Source organism: Nocardioides ginsengisegetis (genome assembly GCF_014138045.1).
In the GTDB taxonomy this organism is placed as follows: domain Bacteria; phylum Actinomycetota; class Actinomycetes; order Propionibacteriales; family Nocardioidaceae; genus Nocardioides; species Nocardioides ginsengisegetis.
Map to the genome: position 1 here is coordinate 3022795 of NZ_JACGXA010000001.1, position 21630 is coordinate 3044424.

Here is a 21630-nt window from a genome sequence, read left to right on the forward strand (position 1 = left end):
GTGCCCGATCGACTCGGGGACAAACGGGTGCCCCGCGTCACGACACGAGCGACCAGGCGATCCCGTCGAGGATGTCGGACTCGGAGACGACCAGCGCAGGCACGGACGCCCGCGCCAGCACGCGGGACAGGATCAGCGCACCGGCGTCGATCACGTCGGCGCGACCGGGGTGCATCCACGGCAGTGCCAGCCGCTCCTCGACCGTCATCGCGACCAGCCGCGACACCAGCGCATGCACGTCGTCGACGGCGAGCACCTGCTGGTCGATCGCCTCGCGGTCGTACGCCGGCAGGTCGAGCACGCCGGCCGCCACCGTGGTCACGGTGCCGGCCACCCCGACGACCGTCGCGGCATCCGCGGGCGAGACCGGGCAGGCGTCGAGGTGGGCGTCGATGTCGGCGACGCAGGCCGCGACCTCGGCCGCCGTCGGCGGGTCGGAGTGGAGGTGCCGCTCGTGCAGCCGCACCGACCCGATGTCCATGGAGTGGGCTGCGGAGGGCGAGGACGACCCGAGGATCAGCTCGGTCGACCCGCCGCCGATGTCGACGACGAGCACGGGAGCAGCGGGCGGCGAGGCCAGGTTGCGCACGGCCCCGTCGAACGACAGCGCGGCCTCCTCCGCCCCGGGCAGCACCTCGGGCCACACCCCCAGCCGGGCGTGCACACTCTCGGCGAACACCGACGCGTTGGCCGAGTCGCGGGTCGCCGACGTGGCGCAGAAGCGCACGCGCGAAGCCGGGACGCCGTGCGCGGCGATCAGGACGGCGTACTCGTCGATCGCCGCGAAGGTCCGCGCCAGCGCCTCGTCGGCGAGCCGGCCCGTCTTGTCGACGCCCTGGCCCAGCCGCACCATCCGCGACTCGCGCACGGCGACGTCGGGCAGCGTGCCGATCAGCAGCTTGATGGTGTTGGTGCCGCAGTCGATCGCGGCCAGGGGGCTTCGAGACGGGCGCTGGGCGCCCTCCTCAGCCACCGATCTCCGGGCTCACGCAAGGGCCCGAGGACCACCAGTCGCCGAGCGCCTCGAGCACCTCGTCGCCGAGCGGGTTGACCCCCGGGCCCTGGGCCAGCGACTGGCCGGCGAGGACGTGCAGGCACTTCACGCGGTCGGGCATGCCGCCGGCGGAGATGCCCTCGATCTCCGGCACCTCCAGACCCGCCTCGGAGGCAATCGCAGCGCGCGCCTCGAGGTAGCGCTCGTGGGCCGCGCGGTAGGCCGCCGCGAGCTCCGGGTCGGTCCCGAGCCGGTCCTGCATCTCCTTCATCACCCCGCCACCCTCGAGGGTGCCGATGCGCGACGCGGCGCGCGGACAGGTCAGGTAGTACGTCGTGGGGAACGGCGTGCCGTTGGGGAGGCGCGGCTCGGTGGTGACCACGTCGGGGTTGCCGCAGGGACAGCGGTGCCCGACCTCGTGGATGGCTCGCGGCTCCCGGCCCAGCTGGGCGGCGATCGCCGCTTCGTCGGCCGGGTCGATCACTGGTGGTTCACTCCTTCGTGCCGTCGATCTCGAAGACCGGCGGTGCTTGCGGCTTGGGCGGGACACCGGCGAGCGTGACGGAGTTCCACTCCTGGGTCCACCAGGCGGTGGGGGCCTTGCGGTCGACGGTCGCGGGGTCGGTGAGCGAGGTCTGGCTCTCCAGCGGCTTGCCGTCGGCGCCGAGGACGACGTACGACGTCTCGCCGGGCATCAGGTAGCCGAAGCGCTCGCGCGCCTGCGCCTGGACGTAGGCCGGGTCGTGCCAGCGGCGCTTCTCCCGCTCGAGCGCGTCGATGCTCGACTCCCGCTGGGCGATCTGCGCCTTGAGGTCCTGGATGTGCGAGCGCTGCTGGACGTAGGCCCGCATCGAGGAGGCGTAGGAGACGGTCAGGACCGCGAGCACCAGCACGAGGATCGCGGCCCGGCCGGTCAGCCGCGGCCGACGGCCCTCCGGGCCGGTGCTGCCCGGGGTGGGTGCGACAGCGGCCCGGGCCCGCGGGTTGCCCCGCTGGCCCGGTCGCCTGCTGCCGCCGGGTCCACCCCGGCTCGTCCGTCGCTGTTCCGCCACGGGAGAAGTCTCCCCCGATCAGGACTGATAACGCGGGAAGGCGCTCGCACCGGCGTAGCGCGCCGCGTCGCCGAGCTCGTCCTCGATGCGCAGGAGCTGGTTGTACTTCGCCACGCGGTCGGACCGGGCCGGCGCGCCGGTCTTGATCTGGCCGCAGTTCGTCGCGACCGCGAGGTCGGCGATCGTGGTGTCCTCGGTCTCGCCCGAGCGGTGGCTCATCATGCAGCGGTAGCCGTTGCGGTGCGCGAGCTCGACGGAGTCGAGGGTCTCGGTCAGCGAGCCGATCTGGTTGACCTTCACCAGCAGCGCGTTGGCCTGGCCGCCGGAGATGCCGCGCTGCAACCGCTCCACGTTGGTGACGAAGAGGTCGTCGCCGACGATCTGGGTCTTGGTGCCGAGCTGGTCGGTGATGGCCTTCCAGCCGTCCCAGTCGTCCTCGTCGAGCGGGTCCTCGATGGAGACGATGGGGTAGGACGCGACGAGGTCGGCGTAGTAGGCCGTCATCTCGTCGGCGGACTTCGAGCCACCCTCGAAGGCGTAGGAGCCCGCCCCAGAATCAGACGCTGTGCAGAACTCGGAGGCGGCGACGTCCATGGCCAGCGCGATGTCGCGGCCCAGGGTCAGCCCGGCCGCCTGCACGGCCTCGGCGATCAGGTCGAGCGCGGCCCGGTTGGAGTCGAGGTTGGGCGCGAAGCCGCCCTCGTCGCCGAGACCCGTGGAGAGGCCCTTCTTCTTCAGCACCGACTTGAGCGCGTGGTAGACCTCCGCGCCCTGGCGCAGCGCCTCGCGGAAGGTGGGGGCGCCGATCGGCGCGATCATGAACTCCTGGATGTCCACGTTGGAGTCGGCGTGCGAGCCGCCGTTGAGGATGTTCATCATCGGCACCGGCAGCAGGTGGGCGTTGGGGCCACCGACGTAGCGGTAGAGCGGCAGGCCGGCCGAGTCGGCGGCGGCCCGGGCGACGGCGAGCGAGACGCCGAGGATCGCGTTGGCGCCGAGGTTGGCCTTGTTGGGCGTGCCGTCCAGCTCGAGCATCGTCTGGTCGATGAGGCGCTGGTCGTCGGCGGCGAGGCCCTCGACGGCCGGGGCGATCGTCGTGATGACGCCCTCGACGGCCTTCTGGACGCCCTTGCCGAGGTAGCGGTCGCCGCCGTCACGCAGCTCGACCGCCTCGAAGGCGCCGGTGGAGGCGCCGCTGGGGACCATGGCGCGCGCGAACGCGCCGTCGTCGAGGAGCACCTCGACCTCGACAGTGGGGTTGCCGCGCGAGTCGAGGATCTCGCGGGCGCCGACAGCTTCGATGGATGCCACGGTGTGCTCCTGGGTCGAGGGTGCGCCCAGGGGTGCTCTGGGCGGGCCTCAGCCTAGCCCCGAGGTCTCGCGCCGGCGCCGGGCCCCAGGAGCAGGCTCACGGACTGGGCAGTAACCGGCGTACGGCGTCGCGCAGCGCCTGCTCCGGGTCGGTGCCGGTCGTCCGCGCCTCGGCCACGAGCGCGAGGAGCCGGTCGCCCAGATCGCGGCTTCGAGACGGTTGCTGCGCAACCTCCTCAGCCACCGATTGCGGGGCGCGACGCTCCAGGCGGTCGAGCACCTTGTCGGCGTAGAGCAGGGCGGGCAGCGTGGGCGAGATCCCGTCGGTGAGGGCGGCGCCGGGCTTCTCGGCCGCCTTGACGGCCTGCCACGCGTCGTTGACGTCGGCGGCGTCCATGGCGGCGGCGGCCCCCCGATCGGCAGCGTCGCCGAAGACGTGCGGGTTGCGGCGCCGCATCTTCTCGGTGATCCCGCGCGCCACGTCGTCGATCGTGAAGGCACCGGACTCCTCGCCGATGACGGCGTGGAAGTAGACCTGCAGCAGCAGGTCGCCGAGCTCCTCCTCGAGGTGCGCCCAGTCACCCGACGCGGCGCCGGCGTCGATCGCGTCGAGGGTCTCGTGGGTCTCCTCGAGCAGGTAGCGCGCCAGCGAGCGGTGGGTCTGCTCGCGCTTCCAGGCGCACTCGGCGCGCAGCCGGCGCATCACCTCGAGGAACTCCAGCAGGGGTTCCCCCGAGGCGGGCACCGGCGCGGGCACGCGAGCCTGCTCAGCCGCCGCAGCGGTGGGCGTCGGGCAGCCCGGCGGCGTAGGTCTGGTCGGGCTGCTCGGCCTGGCCGTTCTTGGCGGAGTCGCCCACGGCGAAGGAGATGCTGGTGTCGGCCTGGACGGCCTGGCCGTCCTTGATCTCCATGCCGAACTGCGGGTCGATCTGCACGTCGTGGGCGTCCATCCACTCCACGAACGCCTGGGTGCCGACCTGGTCGGCCTTGGCGGTGGAGTAGTGCTTGCCCTCCTGGGCGGCCTGCTGGTCGCCGATCGCCTCCTGGATGGCGTCGATGTAGGTGCCGGCCGACTCCACCGCGATCACGGCGTCCTGCTGCTCCTCCGGGAGGGTGCTGACGGCGGCCTGGAGGCTGGCGACCTTCTGGTCGTACTGCTCGCCGGCCTCGACGCCGTACTGCTCGGCGATCTGCTTCGCCGCGGCCACCGTGGCCAGCAGCCCGGCGACGCCGCCGCGCAGGAAGTGCTGCGGGAGCACCTGCTTGCTCTGCGCCAGCTGGCTCTCGATCGCGGAGCAGTAGTTGCTCGCCGTCGTGTCCACGTCGGCCACGGTCACGGTCTCGTCCCCCACCTGGGCGGCGATGCCGGGGTGGAAGCTGGTGCCGGCGACGCCGCACCCGGACGTCGTGCCCACGAACACCAGCGACACAGCAGCCAGGACGATCTGGCGGGTCTTGCTCACGACGACTTCTCCTCGGTCAGGGCACCTTGCTCGGGGGCTGGTCCGTGGGCGGATCGATGATGGCGTCGATCACACCGCGGGCCCATTCAAGCAGGGCCACCCCCGTGATCGGATGACCCCCGACCACTGCCGTCTGCGGGCGCGGCACGAGGATCGTGTCGAGCTGCGTCTTGACGATCGACCTGGGATACATCCGGTTGAGGCGTACGACGCGTGAGTCGGGCAGGCTGACCGGCGCGAACCGGACGTTCTTGCCCGCAATCGTCACCTCCCCGACCCCGGCCTGGCGGGCCCGGGCCCGGAAGCGGGCCACGAGCAGCAGCGAGGAGACCTCCTGCGGCGGCTCGCCGTAGCGGTCGAGCAGCTCCTCGTTGATCAGGTCGACGTCGTCGTCGGACCGGACCTCGGCGAGCCGCTTGTACATCTCCAGGCGCAGCCGCTCGCTGGGGATGTAGTCGTGGGGCAGGTGGGCGTCGACGGGCAGCTCGATGCGGACCTCCCTCATGTCGTCCGCGCTCGGGCCGTCGGTCCCCTTGAACTCGTTGACGGCCTCGCCGACCAGCCGGACGTAGAGGTCGAAGCCGACGTCGGCGATGTGCCCGGACTGCTCGCCGCCGAGCAGGTTGCCGGCGCCGCGGATCTCGAGGTCCTTCATGGCGATCGCCATGCCGCCGCCGAGGTCGGAGTGCTGGGCGAGCGTGGCGAGCCGCTCGTGGGCGGTCTCGGTCAGCGGCTTCTCGGCCGGGTAGAGGAAGTAGGCGTAGGCCCGTTCCCGGGACCGGCCGACCCGGCCTCGCAGCTGGTGCAGCTGGGAGAGGCCGAGGGTGTCGGAGCGCTCGATGATCATCGTGTTGGCGTTGGAGACGTCGAGTCCGGACTCGACGATGGTCGTGCAGACCAGGACGTCGAAGCGCTTCTCCCAGAAGTCCAGCATCACCTGCTCGAGCTGGTGCTCCCCCATCTGGCCGTGGGCGGTGGCGACGCGGGCCTCGGGGACGAGCTCCTTGATCCGCGCCGCGGACTTCTCGATCGACTGGACGCGGTTGTGGATGAAGAAGACCTGGCCCTCGCGGAGCAGCTCGCGGCGGATCGCCGCGATGACCTGGCGGTCCTCGTAGGCGCCGACGTAGGTCAGGACCGGGTGTCGCTCCTCCGGCGGGGTCGTGATCGTGGACATCTCGCGGATCCCGGTGATCGCCATCTCGAGCGTGCGCGGGATCGGCGTCGCCGACATCGACAGCACGTCGACGGAGGTGCGGAGCCGCTTCATCTGCTCCTTGTGCTCGACGCCGAAGCGCTGCTCCTCGTCGACGATGATCAGGCCGAGGTCCTTCATCCGGATGTCCGGGTTGAGCAGCCGGTGCGTGCCCACCACGACGTCGACGGTGCCGTCGGCGAGGCCGGCGATGACCTCCTTCGCCTCCTTGTCGGTCTGGAAGCGGCTCAGCCCCCTGAGGTTGACCGGGAACCCGCTCATCCGCTCGGTGAACGTCGAGAGGTGCTGGGTGACCAGCAGGGTGGTGGGCACGAGGACGACCACCTGCTTGCCGTCCTGGACGGCCTTGAAGGCCGCGCGGACGGCGATCTCGGTCTTGCCGTAGCCCACGTCGCCGCAGACCAGCCGGTCCATCGGCATGGTGCGCATCATGTCGCCCTTGACCTCGTCGACCGTGGTGAGCTGGTCGGGGGTCTCGTGGAAGGGGAACGCGTCCTCGAGCTCGCGCTGCCACGGGGTGTCCGGTCCGAAGGCGTGGCCCTTCGTCGCGGCGCGGGCGGCGTACAGCTTGATCAGCTCGGCCGCGATCTCGCGGACCGCCTTGCGGGCCTTGTTCTTGCGCTTGGTCCAGTCACCGCCGCCGAGCCGGTCGAGCGAGGGCGACTCCCCTCCGACGTAGCGCGTGACCTGGTCGAGGGCGTCGGCCGGGACGTAGAGCCGGTCGGGCGGGCCGCCACGCTTGGAGGCGCCGTACTCGAGGACGAGGTACTCGCGGGTCGCGCCGCCCACCTCGCGCTGCTTCATCTCCACGAAGCGACCGACACCGTGCTGCTCGTGGACGACGAAGTCGCCGCCCTTGAGCTCGAGCGGGTCGATCTGCTTCTTGCGTCGGGCCGGCATCTTCCGCATGTCGCGGGTGGAGGACTTCTGGCCCGAGATGTCCTCGCCGGTCAGGACGGCGAGCCGCCGCTCCTCGTCGACGAACCCGTGCACCATCGCGCCGCAGGTGACCGTGACCAGGCCCGTCGGCAGCTCGCCCCCGACGTCGTCGACCAGCCGGGCCGCGACGTCGCGCTCGCCCAGCGCCTCGACCAGCCGCTGGGCCGGCCCGTGACCCGGGTGGACCACCGCGACGCGGTAGCCGTCCCTGACCCAGCCGGCGATGTCCCCGATCGCGCGCTCGACGTCGCCGCGGTAGGCCTCGGCAGGCTTCGCGGAGAGCGCGCGGCTGGCCACCGCGCCCACCAGCACGTCGACGTCGACGCTCACGACCTCGCCGAGCGAATCGCGCAGCGGCCCGGTCTCGGTGGTCGAGACCTCGTCGAGCCCGAACGGGCTCATCGTCCACCACGGCTTGTGCTGGTCGAGGGAGTGCTCGCGCACGTCGCCGATGGAGCGGTAGGACGCGGCGCCGAGGTCGATCGGGGCGGTCCCGCCACCGGCGGCCGCGGCCCAGCTCGCGCCGAGGAACTCCTCGCTCGTCGCGACCAGGTCGTGGGCCCGGCTGCGCGCCCGCTCGGGGTCGAGCACCAGCACGTGGGTCTCGGCGGGCATCAGGTCGACGAGCAGCTCCATCTCGTCGACGAGGACCGGCGCGAGCGACTCCATGCCCTCGACCGCGATGCCCTGCGAGATCTTGTCGGTGAGCTCCAGCAGCTGCGGGTGGGCCTCGCCCAGCTCCCAGGCCCGGCGGCGCACGTCGTCGGTGAGCAGCAGCTCGCGGCACGGCGGCGCCCACAGCCGCTCGACCTTCTCCAGCGTGCGCTGGTCGGCCACCGAGAAGGTGCGGATCTCCTCGACGTCGTCGCCCCACATCTCGACCCGGAGCGGGTGCTCCTCGGTCGGCGGGAAGACGTCGACGATGCCGCCGCGCACGGCGAACTCGCCGCGCTTCTCCACCAGGTCGACGCGGGTGTAGGCCGCATCGGCGAGGCGGCGTACGACGTCGTCGAGGGGGGCCGTGTCGCCCGGCGACAGCTCGACGGGCGCCAGGTCGCCCAGGCCCTTGACCTGCGGCTGGAGCACGGAGCGGACGGGGGCGACGACGACCTTCAGCGGGCCGTTGCTGGCGTCGGTGCCGGGGTGGCAGAGCCGGCGCAGCACCGCGAGCCGTCGGCCGACCGTGTCCGAGCGCGGGCTGAGCCGCTCGTGCGGCAGCGTCTCCCAGCTGGGGTAGTAGGCGACCTCGGCCGGGTCGAGCAGGTCGCCCAGCGAGCTGACCAGGTCCTCCGCCTCCCGGGCGGTCGCCGTCACCGCCAGGACGGTGCGACCCGCCCGGACCAGGCCCGCGACGACGAACGGCCGGAGGGCCTCGGGGCCCGTCAGGTCCAGGGCACGTACGGCGCCACCGCGGGCGTCCTCGACCGCCTGGGCGAGCGTGGGGTCGGTCAGGACGGCATCGGCGAGGCCGGAGAGGTGCACGGGTGCTCCTGGGTGGTCCGGGTGCGGCTTGGGGGGCAACACGAGCGCCCCCGGTCCGTCCGGACAGGGGGTGTCCGACCAGTGTACGAAGCCCCGCCGACGGGCCCGGTCGAGGCGCTCACCTGTCTTGGGTATTCGCCTCCGGTAGCCGGTCGGGGCACCCCGGCCGCTGCCTAACTTGGCGTTGTAGACCGGAGGCACGCGACGACCGCGATCAGTCCCCCACTCACCGAGAGCTGATGCCCGTGACGCGCTTCCTCGTCGTCGCCGGGACGGGCACCGGAGCCGCCGCGCTCGCCGTCCTGCTGGTGGCCCTGACAGCGCCCACGATCCTGTCGGCGAGCCCCGCCCGGCCCGCCCACGACCAGACCCCCGGGCGCTCGGCCGCCGTGCGTCCCGAGCGCGCGGCGGTCGAGTCCGGAGCCAAGGCCGGGCAGCCGGCGCGGCACCGGGAGGCGGGAACGAGTCCGGGCACGAGCACAGCACCGGCACCGGCCGGGACACCGGCGTCCCCGACCGGCCAGAGCCCCGGCGCGGAGCGGCGTGAGACCGGGCCGACCGACGACACCCTGACGTCGCGACTGCCGCGCACCGGCCGACCGACGATGACGCTCCGGCAGCTGCTCCGGCACGCGATGCCGGGCTCGCACATCACCAGCAGCAGCGTGTCGCCGTCGGACGGCGTGCTGCAGGTGGCCCTGACCGCCAGCACGTCGCGCCGCCCCTCGGCGGTGCTGCGCTGGTGGCGGATCCACCTCGCGCGGCTCGGCCTCCACGAGGTCACCACCCGCGCGGTCGCGGGCTCGGAGGCCGCGGCGTTCCACCTCGGCCGCTCCTCGGCCACCGTGACCGTGACTCGGCCAGGAGGCGCACGGGAGACGACGTACTCCGTCTTCGCCCTCCTGTCCGACCGAAGGACCTGACGATCGTGTACGTGTCCGTGCGCGACCGTCCGGCCACGGGAGCCGCCCGCCCCCCTGTCCCCGGGAAGAGGCGGGTGGCTCCCATCGTGGTCACCCTCGGCATGGTCAGCCTGCTCACCGACGTCTCCTCGGAGTCGGTGGCGGCGATCCTGCCGCTCTACCTCACCGCCACCGTCGGCCTCTCGACCGTGGCCTACGGATTCGTCGACGGCATCTACCAGGGCGTCAGCTCGCTGGTCCGGGTCGTCGGCGGCTTCGCGGCCGATCGCGGCGGCCACCCCAAGTGGGTCGCGCTCGCCGGCTACCTCATCTCCTGCGTGTCCCGGTTCGTGCTGCTCCTCGCGACCGGCCTCGGCGCGATCTCCGCAGTGATCGCCGCGGACCGGATCGGCAAGGGCCTGCGGACCGCGCCGCGGGACGCGATGATCGCGGCGGCCAGCCCGCCCGAGCAGCTCGGCCGCGCCTTCGGAGTCCACCGGACGCTCGACACGATCGGCGCCGTCCTGGGGCCGCTGGTCGCCTTCTCCCTGCTGTGGTGGATCCCCGACGGCTTCCACGCCGTCCTGCTGGTCTCCTTCGCCTTCGCCGTGCTGGGCGTCGCCCTGCTCGGCCTGCTCGTCTCCGACCGCGAGACGCGGGTGCGCGCGCACGCGACCCACGAGCCCTTCCACTGGCGGGCGCTCACCGACCCGCGGCTGACCCGGCTCCTCGTGGTGGCCGGCGGCCTCGCCCTGCTCACGGTCGGTGACGGCTTCGTCTACCTCGCGCTCCTGGACCGGGGCGGCTTCGCGACGCACTGGTTCCCGCTGATGTACGTCGGCACCAACATCGCCTACCTCGCCCTGGCCGTGCCCCTGGGTCGCCTCGCCGACCGGGTCGGCCGGGCCCGGGTGGTCGTGGGCGGTCACGTCGCCCTCGCCGCGGCGTACCTCGTCGTGGCCGGGCCGATGACCAGCACCACCTCCACGCTGGCGGCGCTGGCGCTGCTCGGGACGTTCTACGCCGCCACCGACGGCGTCGTCGCGGCCCTGGCCGGCGGGATCGTCGACCCGGCAGTCCGGGCCAGCGGGATCGCTGCCGCACAGTCGACGGTCGCGGTCGCACGGATGGCGTCCTCGGCCGGCTTCGGGATCCTGTGGTTCGCGCTGGGCCCGGCCACGGCCCTCGTCGTCGTCGCCACCGTGCTCGGCGCCGCCCTGCCGGCCGCCCACCTCGCCCTGCGCGGCCTCGACCGGCCGGTCCTCACGGGAGCGACCCCGTGAGCCCCGTCCTGCGCCGCATCCTGAGCCCCAACGGCCGCGCCGTCGCGTTCGTCGCCGTGGCCCTCGCCGTCGTCGGCACGGTGGCGGCCTACGTCCTCGGTGACGCCGCGCGCTACCACTCGCTGCACACGGCGGCGCCGGTCGTCGCGAGCGTGCCCGAGGGCCGCATCGCCGACGGCCCACGCATCGTCTTCCGGCACACGGGGGTGGACAGCAAGTACGGCGTCGTGGCGATGGTCGCGCTCGACGACCCGGGCGGCCCCCGGGCCTTCACCGACCTGGCGTGCGACCGCCTCGACGCGACCAGGACCGGCGCCTCGTGCCTGCAGACCAAACGGGGTGTGGTCACCCGCTACGACCTGCTCGAGCTTGACCGGCACTGGAAGGTGACCGACAAGATCGCGCTGCCCGGCCTCCCGAGCCGGACCCGACTTTCGCCCGACGGGTCGCTGGTGGCGACCACGACCTTCGTGGCCGGCCACTCCTACATGCAGACCGGCTTCTCGACCAGCACCGAGATCCGGCACGTCGACGGCACCAGCTACGGCGACCTCGAGAAGTTCCACCTCCTGATCGACGGCCACGACAGCCAGCCGGCGGACCGCAACATCTGGGGCGTCACCTTCGTCGACGACCGGACCTTCTACGCCACGGTCGCGACGGGCGGCCGCACCTACCTCGTGCGCGGCGACCTGCCCAGCCGCACGCTGCGGACCCTGCGGACGAACGCCGAGTGCCCCTCGGTCTCGCCCGACGGCACCCGCATCGCCTACAAGGTGCGGGCGCCGGGGTCCGGGCTGCCGCACTGGTCGATCGGCGTGCTCGACCTCGTCACCAACCACGAGCAGGTGCTGCGCCGGGAGACGGCCAGCGTCGACGACCAGGTCGAGTGGCTCGACGACGACACCCTCCTCTACGGGCTGGCGCGCGAGCACGAGGCCGGCGTGACCGACGTGTGGCGCATCGACGCCCGCGCCAACGCCCGCCCGCACCTGCTCATCGAGCAGGCCTGGTCACCGGCGGTGGTGCGGCGATGACCCAGCTCGCATCCCTGGACGCCGTCGACCGCGGCGCGACCGCGCTGGTCGAGCGGCTCGTCGGCCTGGCCCCGGCCGGGCTGGCGACGGCGTACCTCCCGGAGACTGGCGAGTTCGCGCAGACCGTGCGCGGGCTGCCGGGAGCCGAGGGGGTGCGGGTCCGCCGCGAGGGCACCAACACCCGGTACGCCGCCATCGCGGCGCTCGGACTGGCCACCCTTCCCGTGGAGCGGCAGCGTGCGGTCCTCGGCGGGCGCACCGCGGCCGACGTGGCCCGCCTCGCCGCCGGGCACGCCGCGCACGGGACCGACCCGGGGGCCGTCGCACTGAGCACGTGGGCGCTGGCCGAGGTGGCCGGCGAGTACGCCCACTCCCTCGTCGAGCGGCTGGAGCTCCTGCTCGGGGGGCACGCCCCGATCGCGGCCGTCGACCTGTCCTGGCTGCTCACCGCCGCCGTGGCAGCCAACCCGCTCGCCGACACCGACCACCTCGTCGACCGCGCCGCGGCCCGACTCCTGGGGCACCACGGCGATCACGGGATCCACCCGCACGTCCTCGGCGGCGGCCCCCGCTGGCGCGCCCACGTCGGCAGCTTCGCCGACCAGGTCTATCCGGTGCAGGCGCTGGCCCGGGCCTCGGTCCTCACCGGCGACGCGACCATGCTCGAGGCCGCCGACCACACCGCCCAACGGCTCGTCGACCACCAGGGCGCGGGAGGCCAGTGGTGGTGGCACTACGACGCGCGCGACGGCTCGGTGGTCGAGCGCTACCCGGTCTACAGCGTCCACCAGCACGCCATGGCCCCGATGGTGCTGTTCGACCTGCTCGAGGCGGGCGGTGCCGACCACCGTCCCGCGGTCGCCCACGGACTCCGATGGCTGGACCGGCACCCCGAGGTCGTCGAGGAGCTCGTCTCGGAGCGCTTCGGGCTCGTGTGGCGCAAGGTCGGTCGCCGCGAGCCGCCCAAGGCCGCCCGGGGGCTCGCGGCCGCGACGACGTCGCTGAGGCCGGGCCTCCAACTCCGTGGGGTGGACCGGTGGCTGCCCGCGACCCGGGTCGACCACGAGTGCCGCCCCTACGAGCTGGGCTGGCTGCTGCACGCCTGGCTCCCACGACGTACCCAGGAGGAGGCCTGCCATGACTGACACCCTGCCGCCGAGGCTGCTCTTCGGCCTCGAGGTCGACCCGGTCACCCTGCCCGAGGTGGTGGCGATGGCCGAGGAGGCGATCTCCACCCGGCGTCGGCTCCTGATCGGCGTCGTCAACGCAGCGAAGGTCGCCAAGCTCAAGGCCGATCAGGTGCTGCGCGACTCCCTGCTCGAGTGCGACGTGCTCCTCGCCGACGGCCAGTCGGTGGTGTGGGCCAGCCGGATCCTGCGACGCCCCCTGCCCGAGCGGGTCACCGGGATCGACCTGTTCGAGTCCCTGCTCGCCCTGGCCGACCGGCAGCGCCTCCGGGTCTACCTGCTCGGCGCCACGCCGGCCGTGCTGTCCCGCGTCGAGCAGGAGATCGCGACCCGCTACCCCGGGGCGGTCGTGGCCGGCAGCTGCGACGGCTACTACCGCCCGGAGGAGGCTGCCTGGGTCGCCCTCGCGATCGCGGGTGCGCACCCCGACATGCTGTTCCTCGGCATGACCACCCCGCGCAAGGAGATCTTCCTGGCGCGCTACGGCGACCAGCTCGACGTCCCCGTCCTGCACGGCGTCGGCGGTTCCTTCGACGTCCTCGCCGGAGTCACGCGCCGCGCCCCGCTCGCCTGGCAGCGGCACGGCCTCGAGTGGGCCTATCGCGTGCTCCAGGAGCCCCGCCGGCTCTGGCGCCGCTACCTCGTCACCAACTCGGCCTTCCTCGTCCTCGTGGCGGCGGAGCTGCTCCACCCCCGGCGGGCGTATCCGCGCCCCCTGCGTCCGGGCACACCACACCACCACCGGAGGGCCTCATGAACGAGATCTTCACCGGCAGGGTCGCGATCATCGGGCTCGGGTACATCGGGCTCCCGACCGCCGCGGCCCTCGCCACCCGCGGGATCGACGTCATCGGCGTCGACGTCAACGAGGCCACGGTCGCGGCCGTCTCCCAGGGCCGGGTCCCCTTCGTGGAACCGGAGCTGTCCACCGCCGTCAGCGGCGCCGTCGCGATGGGGCGACTCACCGCCACCACGGAGACCCCCGACGCCGACGCCTACATCATCGCGGTGCCCACGCCCTTCGCCGACGACCACCTCGCCGACCTGCACTACGTGCGGGCCGCCGTGGAGCAGATCGCCCCGCGACTGCACGGCGGGGAGGTCGTGATCCTGGAGTCCACCTCGCCCCCGGGCACCACGCTCGGGGTGAGCAAGTGGCTCGCCGAGCTGCGACCCGACCTGGTGCTGCCGCACAGCTCCGAGGGCGTCCCGGACGTGTACGTCGCCCACTGCCCCGAACGCGTGCTGCCGGGCCGGATCATGGTCGAGATGGTCACCAACGACCGGGTCGTCGGCGGCATCACCCCGCGGTGCGCCCAGCGGGCCGCCGAGATCTACCGGGTGTTCTGCCAGGGCGAGATCGTGCTGAGCGACGCGGCCAGCGCGGAGATGGCCAAGCTGGTCGAGAACGCCTACCGCGACGTCAACATCGCCTTCGCCAACGAGCTCTCCCTCATCAGCGAGACCCTCGAGCTCGACGTGTGGGAGGTCATCAAGCTGGCCAACCACCACCCTCGGGTCAACGTGCTGACCCCCGGGCCCGGTGTCGGCGGCCACTGCATCGCGGTGGACCCGTGGTTCATCGTCGGCGCGGCACCGTTGCAGTCGCCCCTGATCCGGGCCGCCCGCGACGTCAACGACGCCCGGCCGCACCACGTGGCCGAGCAGGTCGCCAAGAAGTGCGGCCGGTTCCGCGACCCGACGGTCGCCTGCCTCGGCCTGGCCTACAAGGCCAACGTCGACGACCTGCGCGAGAGCCCGGCGGTCGACATCGTCGCCGACATCGCCCGAGCGTTGCCCGGCCTGGACCTCCGGGTGTCCGAGCCGCTGGTCGACCACCTGCCCCCGGAGCTGGAGCTCCTGGGCAACGTGCGGCTTCAGGCGGCCAGCGACGCGATCGCGGACGCGGACATCGTCGTGCTGCTGGTGGACCACGACCACTTCCGCTCACTGAGCCGGTCGCGGCTGGCGGGCAAGGTCGTCTACGACACCCGGGGACTGTGGCGGTAGCCATGAGGACGCGCACCGTGATGGTCGTCTACGGGACCCGCCCCGAGGCGATCAAGCTGGCCCCGCTGGTCGCCGAGCTGCGGGCCACCCGCGACGTGGAGGCGGTCACCGTCGTGACCGGCCAGCACCGGGCCATGCTCGACCAGGTCAACCACCTCTTCGGCATCGTCCCCGAGGTGGACCTCGACGTGATCGCGCCGCGGCAGCAGCTGCACGAGGTGACCCACCGTGTCCTGGCCGGGCTCACCGACGTGCTCCGCGCCGTGCGGCCCGACCTCGTGGTCGTCCAGGGCGACACGACCACGTCGTTCGTCGCGGCGCTGGCGGCGTTCTACGAGCAGGTGCCGGTCGTGCACGTCGAGGCCGGCCTGCGGACCCGCAACCCCTACGACCCGTTCCCCGAGGAGATGAACCGCCGGCTGACCACGCAGCTGACCACGCTGCACCTGGCGCCCACGCCGGTCTCGCGGGCCAACCTGCTCCACGACGGCACCGACCCCGCCGACGTGGTCGTCACGGGCAACACCGTCATCGACGCGCTGCTGTGGGTCGTGGCGCGTCGGTTGCCACTCGAGGACCCGGCCCTGTCGGTGCTGGCCGAGGGGCCGTCGGTGCTGGTCACCAGCCACCGCAGGGAGTCGTGGGGCGAGCCGATGGCGCGCACGGCGCAGGCCGTGGCCCGGCTGGCCAAGGAGTTCTCCGACGTGCAGTTCCTGCTGCCCGCGCACCTCAACCCGGTCGTGCGCGAGGTGCTGCTCCCACCCCTCGACGGCATGGCCAACGTGACGATCACGGCGCCGCTGTCCTACAGCGACTTCGCCTTCGCCATGGACTCGTGCCGGGTGGTGCTCACCGACAGCGGGGGCGTGCAGGAGGAGGCCCCCAGCCTGGGCAAGCCCGTCCTGGTGCTGCGCGAGACCACCGAGCGACCCGAGGCCGTCGACGCCGGTACCGTCCGGCTCGTCGGCACCGACGAGGAGCTGATCGTGGAGTCGGTCAGCACGTTGCTGACCGACCACACGGCGTACGACGCCATGGCGCGGTCCGTGAACCCGTACGGCGATGGTCGGGCGGTGCCGCGCTGCCGGGCCGCGATCGAGTCCCTCCTGGGGCTCGGCGACCGGCTTCCGGACTTCGCCCCCCGCTGAGGGGGCGGTCAGCCGACCTTGCGGAACAGCACGTCCTGCTGGCGGTCAAGCACCTCGGTGATCGGCCGCAACGGCTGCGTGATGCCGCCGCGGGCGGCGCCCAGAGTCGTGTAGTCGTTGGGCATCGCCCATGCCGAGAAGCCCAGGCCGGCCATGAAGCCCATCAGGTCGGCGCTGCTCGAGCCGCGCTCGAGGAGGCGCTGGGGGCTCACCTCGGCCACCACCCAGGACCCGGGGGGCATCTCGCCGAGCAGCCGCGCGGACCCGCGCAGCACCCGGAGCTCGTCTCCCTCGACGTCGATCTTGACGCCCCGGACCCGGGACGCGTCGATGGGCTGGTCGTCGAGCCGCACGCCCTCCACCCGGCCCTCCGAGCTGAACCCGGCGCCCGGGACGGTCGAGGACGCACCCGAGTTGTCCTCGGGGCCGCGGAAGACCTCGACCAGGCCGGGCACGTCCGAGACGACCGACCGGACGACGGTGACGTTGCCCACATTGTTGCGGTGCAGGTTCACCTCGAGCTGTTGGGCCACTGACGGTATGGCTTCGAACGCCAGCACGTTGCCGGTCGGGCCGACGACGCGCGAGGCGAGGAGGGAGAAGTAGCCGATGTTGGCGCCCACGTCGAGGAACACGTCCCCGGGGCGGAGCTGGTCCTTCAGCCACTCCGAGAGGTCGCGCTCCCAGAAGCCGAAGACGTAGAGACGGCGCTGGATGTAGTCGGCGGTCGAGCCACCGAAAACCCTGAACCCGTAGTGGGTCTCGGCCTCGTCGAAGAGCCGGACGAAGTAGCGGAAGCGCAGGTCGAGGAGGAAGAGGCACGCTGCACGGAGCCGTCCGGGCGGCCTGCTCCGGGCCCACGAGAGCGGCAGCAACAGTCCCAGGGGCGCCAGCGTTCGCCGGGCCGCCTCGCGCGAGCGGATCATGCCCCCGACCGTCGCACCCGGGTCGCGCCGGCGGGGCGGAGCGGCCCGCATTTCCCCATGTTGGGTCACTGGGCCAATGGCGCCGAGGGGCCGGTCACCTCGGGCCCGGAGTTCATCGTGGCCCGATACCGTCCGGCCGGTGCCTCAGATCAAGACCGTCCTCGGCGCCGCCCTCACCTCGGCGTCGCTCGCAGCCCTCGTCGTCCCCGCCGCCCACGCCGCGGCACCGTCCGGGCCCGTGCCCGCCTCCGCGAGCACCGCTGCCGCGAGCAGCGGGGTGACCCTCGCCGTCCGGCGGCAGGTGTCCAACGTGGTGCCGGTCGTCGCGCGCGTCCACCTCCCCGACGGCGCACCGGCCGGCCGGGTCGTGGTCCGCCGCGACGGCTCCGTCGTGGCGTCCGCACCGGTCGCCGCCGGCGCGTCCGGCGTCCGCGTGGAGATGCCCCGGCTCCGCCACGTCGGTGACCACGCCCTCCGCGCCGTGTTCCGCCCCGACGGCGCCGGCCCCCTGCGCAGCCCCGTCGTCACCGTGACGTCCAGGGCCGGCTGTGCCTGGAGCCCGCACCTGTGCGGCTTCGCCGACCGGACCAACACCGGTCCGCGCCGGGACGTGACCCTGCGCGACGTGCCGGGCGACATCACCCACGGCCCCGGCTGGCACGTCGACAGCCGCGGCTGGATCGAGGTCGACGGCGCCGACGCCGTGGTCCGCGGGATCCGCACCTCGCTGCAGCTCAGCATCAGCGGCGACAACGCCGTGGTCGAGGACTCCGTCCTGGCGGTGCCCGGCGACAAGTACGCCGTGCAGCTGCGCCACGCCGAGGGCGTCGTCGTGCGACGCAACCTGATCCGCGGTGGAGGGACCTCGCCCGCGCAGCGACTGGGTTGCGCGATCCGTGACATCTACGGCGACATCCGCGACCTGAAGCTGGTCGGCAACGAGATCAAGTGGTCGTCGACGGGCATCCAGGTGGGGTCCGGGCTGATCGCCCGCAACTACATCCACGACTTCGGACTGGCCGACGGCGACCACGTCAACGGCCTCACCAGCAACGGCTCGACCGTGCCGATGACCGTGCGCGACAACACGATCCTCAACCAGTTCGAGCAGACCGACGCGGTGAGCCTGTTCCAGGACTTCGGCCTCGAGGCCAACCGGGTGATCTCGCACAACCTGCTCGGCGGCGGCGGCTACTCCGTCTACGGCGGGGAGGGCGGCTACGGCACCACGCACGACATCCGGATCACCGACAACCGGTTCACCCGGACGCTGTTCCGCCGGGGCGGCTACTACGGCCCCGTCGCCCACTTCGAGGACCACGGGGCGGGCAACGAGTTCTCCGGCAACGTCTGGGACGGCTCCGGCGACCCCGTCCGCTGAGGCGGCCCGCACCAGCACCACCTGCCTCGACCCCCGGCGCGCACGCCCGGGGTCGGGCAGGATGGACCCCATGATCGCGGTCATGTACGAGGACCGGGCGGACTCGCTGGTCGGCCTCAAGCTGACCGTCCTGAGCGTGCGGCACCACAGCCCCGACCTGCCGGTGCTGGTCTGGGTGCCCGACGCGCCCGAGGCGTTCCTCGCCTGGTCGCGGACCGTCCCCCTCCTCGAGGTGCGCACCGACCGGACCGGCATCACCGGGTCGGGATGGGGCGTCAAGCCGGCGGTCCTGCTGGCCGCCCTCGACGGGGGCGCGGAGCGGGCGACGTGGATCGACAGCGACGTGGTCCTCAACGGAGACCTGGGCGAGCTGCTCGCCGGCGCCGGTCCCGACGAGCTGGTCGCCACCGAGGAGTACCACTGGGGCCACCAGCAGGGCACCTCGCTGCGCACATCGGGGCTCGGGCTGCCGGTCGGGCGGGTCTTCGCGGCGACCGTCAACACCGGCCTCGTCTCGGTCACCCCGGCGCACCGCACGCTGCTGGAGGCCTGGGCCGCGCAGATGGCGAGCGAGGCGTACGCCGCCGCACAGCTGCTCCCCGCGCACGAGCGGCCGCTGCACTTCTGGGGGGACCAGGACACCCTGACCGGGCTGCTGGGCTCCCAGGGCTTCCGCGACGTCCGGGTGCGCCAGCTGCGCCGCGGCGTGGACATCGCGCAGTGCTACGGGCCCTCGGGCCTGACCGTGCGGGAACGGGTCCGCCTCGGCGGCAGCCTGCCGGTCCTCGTCCACGCCATGGGGAGCAAGCCGTGGTCGATCCCCGACCGGACGTCGGGCGGAGCCCTCGGCCGCGCCCGGCTGTGGTGGGAGCGCGTCCACGCCGAGGCCGGTCCCTACCTCGAGGTCGCGCGGGCGCACGAGCAGGCACTCGGCGAGCCGGCGCCGTGGCTGCACCCGCGCACCCGCTCCGCCCGCGTCCTGACGGCCCTCACCCGTTCCCGACCCGCGCTGCGCGAGCTGCCGCTCGCCGTCGCCGACTCGACCCAGCGCGGCCTGCGGCGCCGGCTCCGCATCGGACAGCTCGGCACCCGTGCCACCGGTGCCGCGGGCGGGGACCCGGTCAGCCGATGAGCTCGCGGTAGAGGCCGTCGAGCCAGTCGACCTTGCGGTCCCACAGCGCAGTCTCCTCGACCCTCGCGCGCGCCGCGGCGCCGAGCCGCGCGCGCAGCCCGGGGTCCCGGGCCAGCCGGGCGACCGCGCCGGCCAGGTCCTCGGCGTACTGGTCAGGAGAGCGTGCGTCGACGCGGATGCCGGTGCTGTCGTCGAGCGTGCTGGCCGGGCCGCCGGCGTTGCAGGCCACGACCGGGAGCCCCCACGCCATCGCCTCGGCGACGACGATCCCCCCGGGCTCGCGGTAGCTCGGGAACAGGAACACGTCGGCCCGCTCGTAGAAGCCCCCCACCTCCTCGTGCGGCACCCGGCCGTGGAAGGTGACCCGGTCGCCCACCCCCAGGGACTGCGCGAGCCGCTCGCACTCGACGCGGTCGTAGCCCTCGCCGACGACGTCGAGGACGGCGTCGACGTGCTCGCGGTCGTCGGCGAGGGCGAGGGCACGCACCGCGTCGCGGACGCCCTTGGTCCGGATCACCCGGCCCACGAAGAGCAGGCGGAGCGGGCCCGGGCGGCCCGAGCGGTCGACGGCCGGCGGGAGCGCGTCGACGCCGGTGTCGCTCATCTGCTCGAACCGGCGGACCGGGACACCGTCGAGCATCTCCCGGACGTAGTCGGCGATCCCGATCACGCAGGCGGCCGACGCGAAGCTCCGTCGCAGCAGCGGGTCGCGGCGCAGCCGCAGGCCGTCGAGGGCGCGCAGGCCGCTGAACCACGGCATGCCACCCTCCTCGTCGTGGAAGGCCGGCGGCGAGGCCAGACTGCCACCCACGGGTCCCAGGAGGTACGGCGTCCCGCCGCCCGCGAGCGGGCTGGGATAGCGCATCGCCACGGGCGAGAGCTGGTGCGCGAGGTCGAACCGCTCACCGCGCCGACCGGCCGCCCGGAGCCACCGGGCCGCCCGCACGTAGTAGGCGACGTAGCCCGGCTTCAGCAGGCTGTTGAGGCGCTCGAAGCGGCCCAGCAACGGTGGCTGGACCCACTCGACGACACGCACCCCGGGCAGCTGCGGCAGCACCGAGGCCCGGTCCCGCTTGCGCTGGACCAGGACCGTCACGTCGTGGCGGGCCGCCACGCGGCGTACCCACTGCATGGTCACCCAGGCCTCGCCGACGTCGGTCCCGTCGCAGTCGGGGGCAAGCAGGAGCAGCTTTGCCATGCGCCCGAGGCTATCGGCGTCCTCCGGTGCTGGACGCCGAACTGCTCGTAGAGTCCCCAGTCATGAGGGCGGACGTCGCGATCGGGGTGGTGACCTACAACAGCGCCGACCACGTGGGCGCGCTGCTGGACTCGATCCCGGCTGCCTGCGCAGGGCTCACCCCGTGCACGCTCGTGGTGGACAACGGCTCGACCGACGGCACGGTGGCCCTGGTGGAGCGGCGCGGCGACTGCACGCTCGTCCGTGCCGCCAACCGCGGGTTCGCCGCCGGGATCAACCTCGCCGCCGCCGGCACCGACGCGCCCTACCTGCTCATCGCGAACCCCGACGTGGTCCTGCGCCCGGGCTCCGTGACCGCCCTGGTCGAGGCCGCTGTGGCCACCGGCGCGGGCATCGTGGTGCCCCTCCTCGAGACGAGCGACGGACAGGTCCAGCCGTCCCTGCGCCGCGACCCCACCCTGCTGCGCAACCTGGGCCTCGCCTCGACCGGTCACCCCGCGCTGTCCGAGCACGTCGCCGGCCCGGCCGACTACGAGCGCCGGCACCCGGTGGACTGGGCGACGGGCGCGGTCATGCTGGTCAGCCGCACCTGTCTCGACGAAGTCGGCCCCTGGGACGAGTCGTTCTTCCTCTACTCCGAGGAGACGGACTTCTGCGTGCGGGCCCGCGAGCGCGGTCACCTGACGGTGTTCGAACCGGCCGCGCGGGCGATGCACGTGGGGGGCGGTTCGGGCCGCAGCAACCGGACACACGCGATGCAGGCGCTCAACCAGGTCCGGTTCTTCAGCCGCCGGCACGGCCCGGTGCCGAGCTGGCTCTACTACGCCGCCACCGTGGGCCGGATCGCGCTGCGCGGGCTGCGTGGCGAACGAGCGGCCTGGCCGATCCTGGGCATGATCCTGCGGCCGGGCCGGCGCCCGGCCGAGCTCGGCCTCGCGGGCACCCTGCTCCCCCGCTGACCGACCCCGA

General features: G+C 73.3%; 19 protein-coding genes. 10 read left to right on the plus strand and 9 right to left on the minus strand.

Annotation, left to right across the window (positions count from 1 at the left end):
• Window positions 1-37: 37 nt before the first annotated feature.
• The 7 genes from FB382_RS14600 to mfd form a co-directional block, all read right to left on the minus strand.
• The gene (locus tag FB382_RS14600) at window positions 38-973 is read right to left on the minus strand and encodes a Ppx/GppA phosphatase family protein (RefSeq protein ID WP_343055617.1); all 936 of its coding nucleotides are present in this window, start codon (window positions 971-973) and stop codon (window positions 38-40) included.
• Complete coding sequence (locus tag FB382_RS14605; protein ID WP_182540262.1) at window positions 966-1478, minus strand: DUF501 domain-containing protein; 513 nt, start codon at window positions 1476-1478, stop codon at window positions 966-968. Before FB382_RS14605 ends, FB382_RS14600 begins: the two co-directional genes overlap by 8 nt.
• 7 nt (window positions 1479-1485) lie before the next feature.
• Complete coding sequence (locus tag FB382_RS14610; protein WP_343055618.1) at window positions 1486-2046, minus strand: FtsB family cell division protein; 561 nt, start codon at window positions 2044-2046, stop codon at window positions 1486-1488.
• An 18-nt stretch (window positions 2047-2064) separates the two neighbouring features.
• Window positions 2065-3357 carry a phosphopyruvate hydratase gene (gene eno / locus FB382_RS14615; protein ID WP_182540264.1) on the minus strand — a complete coding sequence of 431 codons (1293 nt, stop codon included), beginning with the start codon at window positions 3355-3357 and terminating at the stop codon, window positions 2065-2067.
• Between the two features lie 97 nt (window positions 3358-3454).
• A complete protein-coding gene (locus tag FB382_RS14620) occupies window positions 3455-4114 on the minus strand; it encodes a MazG nucleotide pyrophosphohydrolase domain-containing protein (RefSeq protein ID WP_343055619.1) in 660 nt (219 codons plus the stop codon).
• 10 nt (window positions 4115-4124) lie between these two features.
• Window positions 4125-4820 carry a hypothetical protein gene (locus FB382_RS14625; RefSeq protein ID WP_182540266.1) on the minus strand — a complete coding sequence of 232 codons (696 nt, stop codon included), beginning with the start codon at window positions 4818-4820 and terminating at the stop codon, window positions 4125-4127.
• A 16-nt stretch (window positions 4821-4836) separates the two neighbouring features.
• Window positions 4837-8457, minus strand: coding sequence for a transcription-repair coupling factor (mfd, locus tag FB382_RS14630; RefSeq protein ID WP_182540268.1), 3621 nt, complete (start codon window positions 8455-8457; stop codon window positions 4837-4839).
• Between the two features lie 239 nt (window positions 8458-8696).
• Here mfd and FB382_RS14635 point away from each other — a divergent pair, with 239 nt between their 5' ends.
• From FB382_RS14635 to wecB, 7 genes are all read left to right on the plus strand, one after another.
• Entirely contained in the window at window positions 8697-9380 is a 684-nt protein-coding gene (locus FB382_RS14635) for a hypothetical protein (protein ID WP_182540270.1), read from the plus strand.
• A 74-nt stretch (window positions 9381-9454) separates the two neighbouring features.
• The gene (locus FB382_RS14640) at window positions 9455-10642 is read left to right on the plus strand and encodes an MFS transporter (RefSeq protein ID WP_343055620.1); all 1188 of its coding nucleotides are present in this window, start codon (window positions 9455-9457) and stop codon (window positions 10640-10642) included.
• The gene (locus tag FB382_RS14645) at window positions 10639-11679 is read left to right on the plus strand and encodes a TolB-like translocation protein (RefSeq protein ID WP_182540274.1); all 1041 of its coding nucleotides are present in this window, start codon (window positions 10639-10641) and stop codon (window positions 11677-11679) included. The genes FB382_RS14640 and FB382_RS14645 overlap by 4 nt, the downstream gene beginning before the upstream one ends.
• The gene (locus FB382_RS14650) at window positions 11676-12824 is read left to right on the plus strand and encodes a hypothetical protein (protein WP_182540277.1); all 1149 of its coding nucleotides are present in this window, start codon (window positions 11676-11678) and stop codon (window positions 12822-12824) included. Before FB382_RS14645 ends, FB382_RS14650 begins: the two co-directional genes overlap by 4 nt.
• Window positions 12817-13623 (plus strand): WecB/TagA/CpsF family glycosyltransferase, encoded by an 807-nt coding sequence (locus tag FB382_RS14655; RefSeq protein WP_182540279.1) that lies wholly within the window; start codon window positions 12817-12819, stop codon window positions 13621-13623. Before FB382_RS14650 ends, FB382_RS14655 begins: the two co-directional genes overlap by 8 nt.
• Complete coding sequence (wecC, locus tag FB382_RS14660; protein ID WP_182540281.1) at window positions 13620-14876, plus strand: UDP-N-acetyl-D-mannosamine dehydrogenase; 1257 nt, start codon at window positions 13620-13622, stop codon at window positions 14874-14876. Before FB382_RS14655 ends, wecC begins: the two co-directional genes overlap by 4 nt.
• 2 nt (window positions 14877-14878) lie before the next feature.
• The gene (wecB, locus tag FB382_RS14665) at window positions 14879-16024 is read left to right on the plus strand and encodes a non-hydrolyzing UDP-N-acetylglucosamine 2-epimerase (protein ID WP_182540283.1); all 1146 of its coding nucleotides are present in this window, start codon (window positions 14879-14881) and stop codon (window positions 16022-16024) included.
• An 8-nt stretch (window positions 16025-16032) separates the two neighbouring features.
• On the opposite strand, the gene FB382_RS14670 is transcribed toward wecB, so the two are convergent.
• On the minus strand, window positions 16033-16950 hold the full coding sequence (locus FB382_RS14670) for an FkbM family methyltransferase (protein ID WP_182540285.1): 918 nt from the start codon (window positions 16948-16950) through the stop codon (window positions 16033-16035).
• A gap of 139 nt (window positions 16951-17089) precedes the next feature.
• On the opposite strand from FB382_RS14670, the gene FB382_RS14675 reads away from it, so the two are divergent.
• Both FB382_RS14675 and FB382_RS14680 read left to right on the plus strand, forming a co-directional pair.
• Window positions 17090-18331: a right-handed parallel beta-helix repeat-containing protein gene (locus FB382_RS14675; protein WP_182540287.1), complete on the plus strand. Its 1242-nt coding sequence runs from the start codon at window positions 17090-17092 to the stop codon at window positions 18329-18331.
• A 70-nt stretch (window positions 18332-18401) separates the two neighbouring features.
• The gene (locus tag FB382_RS14680; RefSeq protein WP_182540289.1) at window positions 18402-19463 is read left to right on the plus strand and encodes a nucleotide-diphospho-sugar transferase; all 1062 of its coding nucleotides are present in this window, start codon (window positions 18402-18404) and stop codon (window positions 19461-19463) included.
• On the opposite strand, the gene FB382_RS14685 is transcribed toward FB382_RS14680, so the two are convergent.
• Window positions 19453-20661, minus strand: coding sequence for a glycosyltransferase (locus FB382_RS14685; protein ID WP_182540291.1), 1209 nt, complete (start codon window positions 20659-20661; stop codon window positions 19453-19455). The genes FB382_RS14680 and FB382_RS14685 overlap by 11 nt on opposite strands.
• 62 nt (window positions 20662-20723) lie before the next feature.
• On the opposite strand from FB382_RS14685, the gene FB382_RS14690 reads away from it, so the two are divergent.
• Complete coding sequence (locus FB382_RS14690; protein ID WP_182540293.1) at window positions 20724-21620, plus strand: glycosyltransferase family 2 protein; 897 nt, start codon at window positions 20724-20726, stop codon at window positions 21618-21620.
• Window positions 21621-21630 lie beyond the last annotated feature (10 nt).